Source organism: Flavobacterium hydrophilum (assembly GCF_003202405.1).
In the GTDB taxonomy this organism is placed as follows: domain Bacteria; phylum Bacteroidota; class Bacteroidia; order Flavobacteriales; family Flavobacteriaceae; genus Flavobacterium; species Flavobacterium hydrophilum.
This window is the reverse complement of the sequence record NZ_QJHL01000001.1, coordinates 1,580,379-1,595,113: the sequence shown is the minus strand read 5'-3', so window position 1 is coordinate 1,595,113 and position 14,735 is coordinate 1,580,379. Positions and strand designations below refer to the sequence as shown.

Sequence of the window (14,735 nt, the reverse complement as noted above, 5' to 3'; positions counted from 1 at the left end):
ATATGATTATAAAAGTGTATCGAGAGGGTCACATGGAAAATAAATTTTTATATCTGTCCCCTCTCCTGGTTTACCTGTAGCATAAATTGTACCCCCAACAGTCTGCATAATCTTTTTACATAATGCAAGACCAACTCCGGAACCTTTATATTCTTCCTGATTGTGTAATCTGCCAAAAACTTTAAAAATTGTTTGTGCATATTGTTGTTCAAAGCCAATTCCATTATCTGAAAAACAAATCCAGTGGCAATATATTTTATGTGAATGTGTTACTAATTCCGGTTCTTTTGATGCCGTTATTTTAATATGAGGTGTTCTTTTCGGGGAAGCAAATTTTAAAGAATTCTGCATAATGTTAGAAAATAATTGCTGCATCAAAAAGTTGACTGCATGAACTTCCGGAAGCCTTTCGTATTCAATTATAGCGTTGTATTCAGAAATAGTTTCCTCCATTTCTGTTAATACTGTATTTATAGTTTGATTTAAATCTATTTTTTCTAAATTTTCCCTTGTATATTTTATTCGCGAAAACTTAAGAATGTCATCTAGCAAAGTTCTCATTCTGTCGGCTGATTTTGATACTCTTAGTAAAGAATTAAAAATCGAATCCATCTCAACAACATGTGGTTCGGTCAGCATTTTGGAAATAAATAATTGGATTTTACGGAGAGGTTCCTGCAAATCATGCGTACTAATCCAGTTCAGGTTTTCAAGTTCAGAATTTGTCTCCTTTAATATTTCACTTTGACTGCGGTATTTTTCTTCTTCTTCACTTAGTGTGATCATCATTAACTGATTATGAAGCGTATGGGCATATTGTACAGCTCCATTGATTTCATATTGTTTCCAAAGGCTGCTTTGATTTTTTATAATCTGTTTCCATATTTCAAAAGAGTTTCGTGGATGAAGCCCTGTACTATCTTTTATTATCGCTTTTTCTGGATTACCGGCCCAATTGATTTCGGATATTGTTTCGGGCCTATACCAGATTATATAATCAGAATTACCTAAAGGATGGTAAATTATACCGGCAAAGCTGGAACATTTTCCTATACCATTAAAGTGATCACTTAATTTATTGGTAGTAAATAATTTATCAGATATCTTGTCATCAAATTGTATTATCAAATTTTCAATTTGCTCATCAGTAGGGACTAAACCATTTTTATAAATTTTCCCTTTTGCAACAACAGAAACCCCCGTTGCATTACAAATACTTAATAATTGTGGGGCATCAACTATAGTTTGAATTGATTCCTGCAAAAGAGGAAACTGCATACCAGATAATTGTTCAAGTGCCAAAACCGTTTGCTGAGCATTTACATTTTCATCATTTGACTGTCTTATATCTATCTGCGAAGTTATAAATTGCCCCTGAAGCTTTGCAGCGAGTCTCATTTCAGGCGAAATATTTTTGCTTGAATAATGATGACATGCGATTAGCCCCCATAAGCGTTCATTATGAATGAGTGAAATAGTGAGTGTTGCTCCAACACCTATATTTTTCAAATATTCTACATGAATTGGAGAAGAACTCCTCAATATGGACAGACTAAGATCAAGGGTTTTATTTTCCTGATCATCAATTGTATAAATTGGAACCGGCATATAATCTACATCAACAATGAGCCTTAGCTGATTCCTCATATATAACTCCCTCGCCTGTGCCGGAATATCCGTATGTGGATAGTGGAGCCCTAAAAAAGTTTCGAGATCTTCTCTGCAATTTTCTGCATAAACTTCACCATTATATTGCTCATCAAAACGATAAATCATTACACGGTCATAACCTGTTATTTTACGAGTTCCTTCTGCAACCAAAGCACATAAATCTTTTAGGGAGGTCGTGTTGTTCATTTGTGTCACAAACTGAATAGTCTGTGTGTAGACATCTGCCAGTTTTTCTTTACCTGCAAATTGAAATTCTGCTTCTAAAACATAAATATCAAAGCTTTTGTGGATGCTGATTTGAAAAAATTTACCAAGCAAATCAATTTCAAGAGGAAAAACATCCTGATTTTCATCTTTATTAATATACTCAAATATTTGCTTTTCTGCATTTGCTCCAAAAACATCAGTAATTTTTTTTCCCAATGCTTCTGTGTGATTTACACTGACATACCAGGAAATATTTGCGGTACAAAAATCTATTTTTCCTTCAGAAGTGATACCAATCAAAAAACCATGAGGCTGAATTTTACCTGGTATATGTATAGGTTCGTGCTCACAGTTGGTTAATGTGACAAGATCACGATTAACAATATCTTTAATCTTCATTACTCTGATATACTCCTAAAATGATTGTAAATACTATTAAAAGCATAAATTGCTCCTTCTATGATTGCATTTCCACAATTATGATTCTCTTCATATTCTGACAAGAAGCCAAGGAAGTTTTTCCAAAAAGTTCCTGTTGTATCTCCATAACCCTGAAAATAGAGAGTTCCATGACCATTGTCAAGGCCCGGGATTTTTGAAACATTTTTCAATATAAATCTTCCTCCAAGGCTGGAACCTTCTATAACATATAATATTCCTAGTGCAAAAGGTATTGTAATTTCCTTAGTACTAAAAACATTATTTGAATCTGTTTTATTGTATTGAAGAAAATCTAAATCTTCTTCGATGAGATGACTTTTTCTTCTTTTATCTAAATCAGTTATAATTTCTGATAATAATGGAAAAATAACACTTTCAGTGTTTTTATGGACATCGTACATCAGGCTCAAATAATGAATGTAATCTAATATTTTCATGTCGGGAGACAAGATTGATGCTGATATTGTCAGGCTTTCTAATTTTCTGTGGGAATCTGAAGTTTGATTTTTTAAATCACTAAGAAAAGCTGAAGATACTAAAGAAGTTGAATTTCCACTCATTAATTGAAACTATTATTTTTATTTTAAAGAGTTAAATCATTATTACCTCTCCAGACAAATGTAAAAAAAATGTTTTACTTCTGACAGGATATCTGGTTTGCAAACACTTCTAAATATGTTAATTAATATATTGCTAAATATATTTTTTTGTTTAACTTAAAGAATATTTTATTAAACAAAATAAATATGAATATTTTTACATAAATAAACCTAATTAATTATATTACAATATATAAATAAATTAAAGGCTTTAAGAATTGTTTAATTATTATAAATAAATTATAAACTTATAGTTGTAATAATTATGAAACACTTTATCAGCTTAATATAACAGAATCATTTTTTTAAAGAATAACTTCGTAAAAATTAACATATCGTCATGTATTCAAACATCACAATCTTAAAGGATATAATAGATAATACACCTTTGCCAATAGCAGTATATACAGGTAGCAAATTAAAAATTGTATTAGCGAATAATGCTATGATAAAAACATGGGGAAAGGGCGAAGATGTATTGGGTAAGGACTATCTTGATGTTCTTCCTGAAATTAAAAACGATAATTTTTTTGATCAGGCAGCTACTGTCCTTTCTACAGGAGTGCCCTTTCATGGGGAAAACAAAAAAGTAGATTTGCTCATTAACGGCGCTATGCAGTCTTATTATTTTAATTACAGCTTCATCCCTTTGTTTGATACGGAAGGAAAAGTTTATGGTGTGATGAATACTGGCGCTGATGTGACTGATTTGTACCTTGCCAAACAACAAATTCAATCTGTGGAAGAAAGACTGCGAATCGCTGTTCAATCATCCGGAATAGGAACTTATGAGATCGATTTGATTACGAACGAAATCAAAACATGTGATAATTTTAATACTATCATGTGCAGTGAAGATACACCAGCGATAGATGAATTACTACTAAAACTTCATCCGGATGATTTACTGGTTCGGGAAAAGGCAATTAATGAATCAAAAAATACAGGACTTATCTCGTATGAGACCCGAATAGTAAATGAAAATTGCTCAAAATGGATTAAGGTAAGCGGAAAAATAATTCGTGATGAAAAGGAAGTTCCGATAAAGATAATAGGAAGTATACTTGATATTCATGAACATAAGCAATTTCAGGAAGAATTAAAGAAGCAGGTTGAACAAAATACTGTAGAATTACGTCGTTCAAATGATGATTTATTGCATTTTGCAAATGTAGTCAGCCATGACTTAAAAGAACCTGTTAGGAAAATTAAATTTTTCAATAGTCTTATTAAAAATGAGAAAGAAGCAAATTTTAGTGAAACTACGATCAAACACCAGAATAAAATTAATCAGTCTGCTGAAAGAATGCAAAATATAATTGAAGGGATTTTAACCTATTCAACTATGGATAAAAACAAACAGCCATTTGAAAAGATTAATCTTAATGATGTTATAGAAAATATAAAAACAGACCTGGAACTGATTATAAATGAAAAAGATGCAATTCTGATTACTTATGAGCTACCTGTAATAGACGGAGCTCCAATTCTAATCAATCAGCTTTTTTACAACCTGATTCATAATGCATTCAAATTCTCGAAACCCAATCAGCCACCAAGGGTAGAAATCTCCAGTACTTTATTACAAGTTGATGGTTTAGATTCGGTTCAAATTATAATAAAAGATAATGGAATAGGATTTGACGAAGCCTTTGCAGAAAGAATATTCAATACTTTTGAAAGACTACACTCTAAAGATCAGTATGAAGGAAATGGACTTGGCTTAGCTCTTTGCAGAAAAATAGTAAAAAGACATAACGGTACAATAACTGCCAAAAGTAAAATAGATAATGGAACAGAATTTATAGTAACTCTTCCATTAAAACAACAAGAGTATTCTATTAAATAAAATACCAGATATTTAAATACATATAAATATCTGGTAAATAGTATTTTAAAATGAATTATTTTAATTTTAACTTTAGAACAATTACCGAATAAGCTGGCAAATTGACTGATGCTTTATCTCCTTTAAAATTATATTTTTTTTCTGTTGGACTTATCTTTTTTGGGTCACCAAAAGTGTTTTCATCCTGTAAATTTGGACTTGAAAGTGTAGTGATAGTTCCTTTAGATAATAGTTTGCTTCCTTTTAAATCCACTGTAACTTCTTGTGGAGTTGCTGCTGTATTCACCAGTTTTATAATTACCTCTTTTGTATTTACATCTTTTACAACAGATGCATACAAGTTGTTCTGCCCAGTTAATGGTTTTCCTTCTTTGGTAATTGCCAGAAGATCTGTTCCTTTATTGGTAGAAAATAGTTTTTGAACATAATAATTGGCAGAACCATAGGCTTCTAAATTATTAAACCAAATCATATCCGGCGTCCACTGCCATGCCTCTTCATGAGCCATTAGCGGAGCATAAGAAGTCATGTTGACTACTTCAGCGTTTCTTTCCAAACCTGTCATAAATGCTGCTTCAGAAAAGGCACATTCCCAGTTATTTCTGTTATTCGGATTGGCTCCCGAAACACTTTGTGCAGCATATTCCCCAGCAAATATTTTTGGCCCTTTTCGATCGTAATTGTCATAGCGGGCTGCATTTTCCCTGAACCATTGTGGACTTTTATAATAATGCTCGTCTATTAGTTCGGCATTCAGGCTTTTAAGTTCCTGCATAGCAAAATCAAAATGCTCTCCATCCGGAGAAGGTCCGCTTCCTGAAACAATAATGATATCCGGATATTTGGCTTTTATCGCTTTTTCAAAAACTTTATATCTTTCGATGTAATCCGGCCCCCACTGCTCGTTACCAACCCCAATGTATTTTAGGTTAAACGGTTTTGGATGCCCCATATCTGAGCGAAGTATTCCCCAGGTAGTCTCTTCTGAACCATTGGCAAACTCAATTAGATCTAAAGCGTCCTTAATATAAGGATCCAGTTCTTCCATCGGAGCCAACTCGCCTGTGTTGTACTGACAAGCCATTCCACAACTTAAGATAGGTAATGGAGTTGCACCAATATCCTCTGAAAGTTGGAAATACTCATAAAATCCAAGTCCAAAACTTTGAAAATAATCCGGAGTCTGTTTGTGGCTGAATTCCACATTCCAGCGGTTCATCATTGTTCTTCTGTCTTCAACATCTCCAACCGATTTTTTCCATTGATAGCGATCTGCCAAAGTTCTTCCTTCTACGATACAGCCACCCGGAAAACGCAAAAATCCAGGCTTCATATCATATAAAAGCTGTACAAGATCTTTTCGTAAGCCGTTCTTTCTGTTTTTCCAGGTATCATCCGGAAACAATGAAATCATATCCAGATCAATTGTACCGGTTCCTTCAAAAGTTATTTTTAGTTTGGCTTTAGCCTCAGTCTGAGTAGCGGTAAATTGTGCAGAATAGTATTCCCATTCATTTGTTGTTGGAACAATACTGGTTTCACCAATTACTTTTTTGTCTTTATCAATAAGCTGAATAATTATTTTTTTGATAGCACCGTTATGATTGGCGGCCTTTAAAGAAAGATTGTATTTTGCCCCTTTTTTGACTCCCATTCCTCTAAAACCTTCATTTATGATAGCATATCCTTTGTCATCATTTACAAGAACGCGGCAAAAAATTGGATTTGTTTCATTTTCTGATACTTTTATAGGAGTTGCTGTACCCGAATTCATATTTAAAGAAGACCTTTTGGTATTCGGCTGCTCCCATCCCATCAGAGGTTTTTCAAATTCAAATGATCTGTTTTTAATCATTTCGGCATACAATCCACCGTCTGCAGCAAAATTGATATCTTCAAAAAACAACCCGAACATCGTTGGCTGAATTTTCGTAATAGTTTTGGCAACATCAACTTCTAAAATTGTTTTTTGAGCTTGTGCACAGATACCATTGAACAGCAAGCTGCCGATAATTATCTTTGTAATTATATTGTTTTTCATTTCTATGATGGTTGATAATTTAGTTTTGCTAATTTATTTAAAGTTTTATAATATTTTAGACTTAATCGATTTAAAAAAACAATTGTTCAGAAAAATTAAAGATTTGATTTTTAGATAATGTATTGCCTTCAGAGTTATGTCATTCCGACGAAGGAGGAATCTCCGCAAGTAACTCTGCAATCTTAAGCTCTAATCTTTGTTGAGCTTCTAATGGAGATTCCTCCTTCGTCGGAATGACAAACTAAGCGTAAAACTTATGTTATTTGATTAATCCAAACTATTCCGAACACTTATTTTTAATTTTGTATCCTTATTTCTTAACAGCTTCATATTTATCCGGAAAAGCAGCTTCTCCATCTAAATTGGTCACTTTCAAAACATCAACATTTTTGCTTTCAACTGCATATTTAAAATAATCCGGTTTGTTTTTACCCCAGTTTACAGAACAATTTTGAACTTTTATATTTTCGGCTGTATCAAAATAAAATCCGGACGTACTGCCTTTTACAAAACCATCCATTTTAGAAGGGCGACGATCATAAATTCCTCCCGGAAAATTCGATGTTTTATCAATGGATACATTTACACCTTCAAAAACGATATTTTGAATTTTGTCCTTTGTTTCTCCGCTAACATACACTCCATTCTCTCCAAAACACTGAATATTGGTAAAATAAATATTACTGATTGCCCCTACTTTGCCTTCGACTGCTCCTTTTGGAAAACGCCAGTTGGCATCTTTATGATTTCCGCTTGCACGACTGTAAGCTGTTACATAAATGGGTTCTGCTTTCCCCCACCACGTATCAGTTGTTAGCTGGCCTTCGATAATCATATTCGAAAAAATAACATCACTCACCGTTCCTTCATCCCTGTTTTGAATCCCTACGCCACGATTGCTTTTTTTAATAATACAATTATTAAAAACGACCTGTCTGATGGCATCCATATTTTCTGAACCAATTTTGATAGCACAACTGCTGCTGGTCATCGTGCAATTGGTAACCGTTATGTTTTCGCAGGCTCCGAATTCTTCAAACTCTCTTCTGTTTTTCAGGCAAATACAATCATCACCGCTTTCTATGTAGCAATCGCTGATTCGGACATTTTTTGAATGATCTAAATCAATACCGTCGCTGTTGCGGACTTTCAAGCTGTTTAATAACGTAATGCCACTAATAACTACGTCATTACAACCCACTAAATGAACTGTCCAATAAGCCGAATTTCCGATATGAACATCTTTTATTCTGATATTCTTTCCTCCAATAATGGTCAAAACATGAGGACGCGGATCTAACACATTAAAAGGCTTCAATATATAAGCATCTTCTTCTTCGGCACCCATAAAAGAGATTCCGTTTCCGTCAATTTTACCGCTTCCGCTAATGGTAAAGTTTTCGATGTTTTTACCACCAATCCAAATCGTTCCTTCTCCTTTGTTTTCGCGAAAAGCACTTTCTGTATATAATTTTTCATCAGGGCTTGCCAAAATTTTAGCACCTCCTTCAATATGCAAATCTACATTCGATTTTACATTAAAAGGTCCGGCCAAAAATGTAAACGGAGCCGGTATTACTACCTGACCTCCTGTTTTACTACAGGCATCAATGGCTTTTTGAATGGCAACAGCATCGTTGGTTTTTCCATCACCTTTTGCCCCATATTTTTTCACATCATATATTTTTTGTGCTATTGAAGTCAGTGAAATACAAAAAACGATTACGGTAATTATAGATTTCTTTATCATTTTATTTTTTATTAAAAACATTTAAAGCTTAAATTCAGTTTTACCAGAAAACAGTATATAATGCCACTAATATCCCGCTAATGATAAAGGAGCCAATAATAAACTCTGATGATACTTTAAACATTGATTTGTCTACTTCAATGCTGTGCGATTGCTGTTGTTCTTCTGTCGAAGGGTTTAAAAGACTGATGGCTACCATTAAAATTACTATTGCAAAGAAAGAAATGGTCATTCTGTCCAAAAAAGGATAATCCGGAAAAGCACCGTTGGTCCACATTGGCAAGAACTTTAATACTGCGGCAATGGGCACTGTTAATAATGCTCCGGCAAGTCCTGCTGCAGGTGTTGTTTTCTTCCAGAACATTCCCAATAAAAAAATTGCGAGAACTCCCGGTGAAAAGAAACCAACATATTCCTGTATAAACTGATACGCCTGATCTAATGATTTTAATTGTGGTGCCACAACAGCCGCAATTATCATACAAACAATTACACAACCTCTTCCGGTAAGTACCAGTTTTTTTTCTGTTGCGTCTCTGTTAAAATATTTTTTATAAATATCTAAAGAAAAAATAGTCGAAATACTATTGGCTTTACCTGCCAGTGAAGCTACAATTGCTGCTGTTAGTGCTGCAAGAGCTACTCCTTTTAACCCTGCTGGCAATAAATTCATCAAAGTAGGATAAGCATGATCCGGTTTTAAAACCCCGGCAGCATCTACCATTTCCTGCTGAAACATTCCGTTTTGATGCATTACATACATGGCAATACCTGGTAAAACGGCAATAATTGGCACTAATAATTTTAAGAAAGCGGCAAATAAAATTCCTTTGCGGGCTGTTTTTAAATCGGCTCCCAGAGCTCTTTGCACTATATATTGGTTACAACCCCAATACGCCAGATTATTGATAAGCATTCCGCCTACTAATACCGACATTCCGGGTAATTCAGCATAGTGTGGATTTGATTTGTCCAATATCATATGCAAATGTCCCGGTGCTTCATCAGCTATAACGGAAAGTCCTTTTAGGATGTCTTTTCCAAATCCAAACTGTTCTGATAATAAAGTTAAAGATAAATAAGTAGTGACCAAACCTCCCAAAATAAGGACTATAACCTGAAACATATCCGTATAGCCTATGACTTTCATTCCTCCTAAAGTTACAATAACTGAGAAAACACTCAAGCCAATCACACAAAACTGAAAACTAACCGGGGCGATTGATGAAATGGCCAAAGCACCTAAATAAATAATAGACGTCAGATTTACAAACACATAAATTAGCAGCCAGATTATGGCCATTATGGTACTTACTGTTCCGTTGTAACGTTTTGCCAAAAACTGCGGCATTGTAAATATCTTGTTTTTAAGATAAACCGGCAAAATAAACATAGCGACTACAATCAATGTCGCAGCCGACATCCATTCGTAAGAAGCAATCGCCAGTCCGATGGCAAATCCGGAACCGCTCATACCTATAAAATGTTCTGCCGAAATATTAGAGGCAATTAATGAAGCTCCAATGGCCCACCAGGTAAGGGAGCCTTCTGCCAAAAAATAATCATTGGAACTGGTCGTTGCGTTTTTCTTGCTTCTGTAAATGTACATCCCGTAAGAAGTGACAATTACAAAATAAATAAGAAAAACAATGTAATCTGCGCTTTGTAATGTATTCATAATGTTTTTTTGGTTGATAGTTGGTGGTTGTTAGTTTTTGGTAATGACTTGGTTTAGACTTTTAAAAACCATTTTTTCTTATATAAAAAATATAATAAAATAAGCTGCACAAATGTTACTGATATAGTTGTAAATACTGGCTGCCAGACAAGTGGTGTAAATTTGATAAGTCCACCAAACACATATTCTGCAGTATGCTTAAAATTGACAAGGCCTTCGGATGCCATATAAATTAAGATTGAATTTGAACCAATCAGCAGTAATGGAAATGCCCATTTTTGATAGCCAAATAAATCGATTAGCACGTAAAAAAAGATAAAAAACAAAATACTGAAACCGCCAACGAAACAGACGAAAGAACTTGTCCATAAATGTTTATTAATTGGAAAATCAAAATCCCATAAAAGCCCGACAATAATTAATATAATGGCTGAACCAGTCATTATAATCAATTTGTTCTTAATAGAATAATAAGGATGTTCTGACTTTAAAAAGGTTCCTAAAAAAACTCCTAATAAGGCTGTAGCAATTGCTGGTATTGTAGAGAGTAAACCTTCGGGGTCATATACTTTACTATGAAGTCTTCCTGGAAGAAATAATCTATCGAGATAGCCTTCAAATGAACCTTCTTTAGTTAAAATTCCTGCGCCAAAACCCGGAACCGGAATAAACCGCATGACCAAATAATAACCAATCAAAATACCAACGAACCAGTATACTTGTTTCTTTAAATCAAAATTCAGATAAATCAGACCGGCAAAAAACCAGGCAAGCCCAATGCGTCCTAATACACTTGCAAAACGAGTCTGATCGAAGCCGTCAAATTTCAATAATCCGTTTACTATAAATCCCAGCACTACTAATATGCAGGTTCTTTTGAGCATGGAACGGTATATTTTTCTTTTTTCTTCGGATGGCAATTCCCTTGGTGTATTTACGCCTGCGTTATACATTTTCTTTTCAAAAGAATACGGCATTGAAACTCCTGCTACAAACAGGAATATTGGAAAAATCATATCATAAAAAGTAATACCGTCCCATTCCGGATGATGCAATTGTGATGACATCCAGACGAAAATCGGAATTGGAGCTGCCTTGGCGAGAGCGTGAATAATATGTTCACCGCTCATAATCCAAAACATGACAAACCCTCTTAGAGCATCTAAGGAAATTAATCTTCCATTTATAGCTGTTTTACTCATTTTGATATTGATTTTAAGGCGTATTTAATCTGTTGACGTTTTAAAAATCAACATTTTAATTTAGTAATGTGTTCTCAATTATAAATCGGCAACAGGGTTTTGCCGTTTTAGTTTTAATTTCTTTCTATTGGTTTTATCACAAATCCGTAGCTATATTCGGTTTGCGTCAGTCGATATTGTTCATGTGGCGGTAATCCCCAACTATTATCTCCTCCTAATCCCCGTTGGGTTAAGTCAACACAAACTACAACCTCTTTTCTCGATGTAATATCAGTTGTATGCATGTTCTTCTTAGTCAATCCCGGATCAAAATCGGCGGGATAATTGTGTAATGTACTCATTCCTAAAGGCTGCAATCCTTTTATTTCAAAACCATTACCTTCATTATTTAAAAGTTCAAACCAGCGAACATCTGTTTTATATCCGTTTTCCTGTGGGCGTGAGTAGGGTACATATTGATCTGCTACTTTGCTTTGATAAATTCCTTTTAATGACGCCGTATTTCGATCAGAATAATTTTCCAAAGGTCCTCTCCCATAATAAGTAAGGTTATCAAAATTATTTTTAAGTGTAAAAATCATTCCGAAACGTGGCATTTCGGGCACCGGATTATTTCCTTTTTTATAAGAAGACTGAATCTCCAAAGCGCCGTCATTGCTCAAAGCGTATTTAATTGTGTAATCTGAAAAAACGTCATTTAATTTCAGTTTTGCCACTACATATTTTTTTCCGTTTCCTTCCTCAATCTGAATATTCCCAACCGAAGTATTTTTTCCAGCTGATTGCCAAACATTGGCTTTTATATTCATTTTGTTTCCAAAATCATTATCCGTTGGAGCTCTCCAGAAGTTTGGCTCGGGATATTGCTTAAAATATTCTTCTCCGTTTAAAGTATAATTTGAAATCAATCCGGTTGTTTTACTTATTTTAACTACAACATTTGCAGCTGTTAAGACAAATTCATTTTTATCATCCTGAATTTTTGATGAAGAATTTACACCTGCTTTCGGGAAATAATTATCACTTTCTATAACAAATTGTTCTTTTGCAATTTCAAAATTTTGAGGCAGCAATTCAGAACCGGTTTTCGTGTATGCAAAAACATTCAGCAAATATTCAACACCTTCTTTTGATGGTAACTTAGGCAAATCAATTTTAAACTGTTTTTTTGATTTCGGATTCAGGTTAACATCAATCGTACCTTCTTTGGTGCTTTTTCCGTTTTCTAAAATTTGATATTCAAAGTGGTATTTATTCAAATTTGTGAATCCGAAATCATTTATAATTTCAATTATTCCGTTTTTAATGTCAACGGCTTCAAACAAAATATCCTGATAGACTTTTTTGACCTCAAATGCACCGGGATGCGGTGTACGATCCGGCCAGAGTAATCCGTCATTGCAGCCATTTTCATCATTTGTATAATTTTGACCGCCCATATCACCGCCATAAGCCCAATATTCACGTCCGATTTCATCCTTCATTTTAAATCCCTGATCTACCCAATCCCAGATAAAACCACCCTGCATATTTTTGCTTCCGCGAATGATATCCCAATATTCCTGAAAATTACCGGTACTGTTTCCCATTGCATGCGCATACTCACACATAATGTACGGGCGGGCAACTTCTTTACGCGCTGCATATTCCTTCATGTATTCAATTGTTGGGTACATCGGACAAACGATATCGGTGTTTTCGTTTTCTTTTGCCTGCTCAAACTGAACCAAACGAGTTTTATCTCTGTTTTTTATCCATTTGTAAGCATCATGAAATACAGGCCCGTTGGCACTTTCATTACCTAATGACCAAATGATTACCGAAGGTGCATTTTTGTCTCTTTCGACCAAATTGTAAATTCTGTCCATGTGAGCGGCATGCCATTCAGGAAGATGACCCGGATTCGTTTTTGGATTCATCCAAATTAGAGGCTGTCCCTCTACACCCATTCCGTGACTTTCTATATTCGCTTCATCCACTAGATATAAGCCATACTTATTACAGAGTTTAACCCATAAAATGTTATTCGGATAATGACTGCAGCGAACCGAATTGATGTTCAGCTGTTTCATCATCTTAATATCTTTCATCATGGTAGCTTCATCCTGATAATGCCCTGTAACCGGATTATGCTCATGGATATTGACACCGCGAACCATTAATCTTACTCCGTTTACCAATAATTGTCCTCCTTTTAATTCTACTTTTCTAAAACCAATTTGTGTAGATGTTGTTTCGACAATACTTCCTTTTTCATTTTTCAGCGTCAGTACTAAGGTGTACAAATTAGGTGCCTCACTGCTCCATAATTTTGGACTGGAAACATTTTGAGCCAAATTGACTTTTTGAGTTTTATTTCCTTCAATATTTACATTTAATTCTTTTGAAAAAACAGTTTTGCCAGAGGCATCTACCAGTTTAGCAATTAATTTTTGATTGTTTACTGTTAAAGAGGATAGGTTTTTTAAACTCACATCAACACTTAAACTTCCGTTTTTATAATTGGTATCTAAATCAGGTTTTGCAAAAAAATCAGAAATTCGAATGTTATCAGTACTGTACAAATAAACATTTCTGTCAATGCCCGAAAGCCTCCAAAAATCCTGGTCTTCCAGATATGATCCGTCGCTCCAGCGGTATACTTCTACGGCTAAATCATTTTTTCCGGGTTTTAGATATTTCGAAATATCAAATTCTGCAGGACTTTTTGTATCTTCTGTATAGCCTACTTTTTCTCCGTTTACCCAAATATACATGGCAGAAGTTCCTGCTTCAAAATGAAGATAAACATGTCTGTTTTTCCAGTTTTCAGGCAAGATAAAATCTTTTTTGTACGATCCCACCGGATTATCAGCATGATTGATAAAAGGCGGATTTCTTTCAAATGGATACGTAATATTGGTATAGATTGGAATTCCGTAGCCGTTCAGTTCCCAGTTGGAAGGCACCTGAAGTTCGTTCCAGTTCAAAGTGCTAAAATCTGTTTTATAAAAGTCTTTTGGTCTTTGATCGGGTGTTGGGGACCAGGAAAATTTCCATTTACCATTCAGAGAAAAGTACCATGGCGAGTTTTCATATTGATCGCTTATTGCAGATGCTTCGTCTGCATAAGGGAGAAAAGACGCTCGTGCCGTTTCTCTGTTAATCTGAAATACCTGCGGATTCTCCCAGTCATTCCTGTCTTTATTTTCCTGTCCTACAGCACCTGAAACAAAAATTACTAACAGACCAAATAAAAATATTTTCGTTTTGATTTTTTGCATTTATTCTATTTTAAATCTTCCTGAAAAAGGAAAG

At 34.6% G+C, this 14,735-nt stretch carries 8 protein-coding genes; 1 reads left to right on the top strand and 7 read right to left on the bottom strand.

Annotated features, from left to right (window positions below; translation table 11 throughout):
* Positions 1–6: 6 nt before the first annotated feature.
* Together DMB68_RS06035 and DMB68_RS06030 are read right to left on the bottom strand one after the other, a co-directional pair.
* Positions 7–2,277, bottom strand: a complete 2,271-nt coding sequence (locus tag DMB68_RS06035; RefSeq protein ID WP_110345725.1) for an ATP-binding protein — start codon at positions 2,275–2,277, stop codon at positions 7–9.
* The gene (locus DMB68_RS06030; RefSeq protein ID WP_110345724.1) at positions 2,277–2,879 is read right to left on the bottom strand and encodes a biliverdin-producing heme oxygenase; all 603 of its coding nucleotides are present in this window, start codon (positions 2,877–2,879) and stop codon (positions 2,277–2,279) included. Before DMB68_RS06030 ends, DMB68_RS06035 begins: the two co-directional genes overlap by 1 nt.
* Before the next feature lie 379 nt (positions 2,880–3,258).
* On the opposite strand from DMB68_RS06030, the gene DMB68_RS06025 reads away from it, so the two are divergent.
* On the top strand, positions 3,259–4,767 hold the full coding sequence (locus DMB68_RS06025) for an ATP-binding protein (RefSeq protein WP_110345723.1): 1,509 nt from the start codon (positions 3,259–3,261) through the stop codon (positions 4,765–4,767).
* A 55-nt stretch (positions 4,768–4,822) separates the two neighbouring features.
* On the opposite strand, the gene DMB68_RS06020 is transcribed toward DMB68_RS06025, so the two are convergent.
* From DMB68_RS06020 to DMB68_RS06000, 5 genes are all read right to left on the bottom strand, one after another.
* A complete protein-coding gene (locus DMB68_RS06020) occupies positions 4,823–6,808 on the bottom strand; it encodes an alpha-L-arabinofuranosidase C-terminal domain-containing protein (RefSeq protein ID WP_110345722.1) in 1,986 nt (661 codons plus the stop codon).
* Between the two features lie 310 nt (positions 6,809–7,118).
* Positions 7,119–8,558 (bottom strand): glycoside hydrolase family 28 protein, encoded by a 1,440-nt coding sequence (locus tag DMB68_RS06015; protein ID WP_110346368.1) that lies wholly within the window; start codon positions 8,556–8,558, stop codon positions 7,119–7,121.
* Between the two features lie 40 nt (positions 8,559–8,598).
* Positions 8,599–10,236: a sodium/sugar symporter gene (locus tag DMB68_RS06010; protein ID WP_110345721.1), complete on the bottom strand. Its 1,638-nt coding sequence runs from the start codon at positions 10,234–10,236 to the stop codon at positions 8,599–8,601.
* Between the two features lie 53 nt (positions 10,237–10,289).
* Entirely contained in the window at positions 10,290–11,438 is a 1,149-nt protein-coding gene (locus DMB68_RS06005) for an acyltransferase family protein (protein WP_110345720.1), read from the bottom strand.
* Between the two features lie 113 nt (positions 11,439–11,551).
* Complete coding sequence (locus DMB68_RS06000; protein WP_110345719.1) at positions 11,552–14,701, bottom strand: glycoside hydrolase family 2 TIM barrel-domain containing protein; 3,150 nt, start codon at positions 14,699–14,701, stop codon at positions 11,552–11,554.
* Between the last annotated feature and the right edge of the window lie 34 nt (positions 14,702–14,735).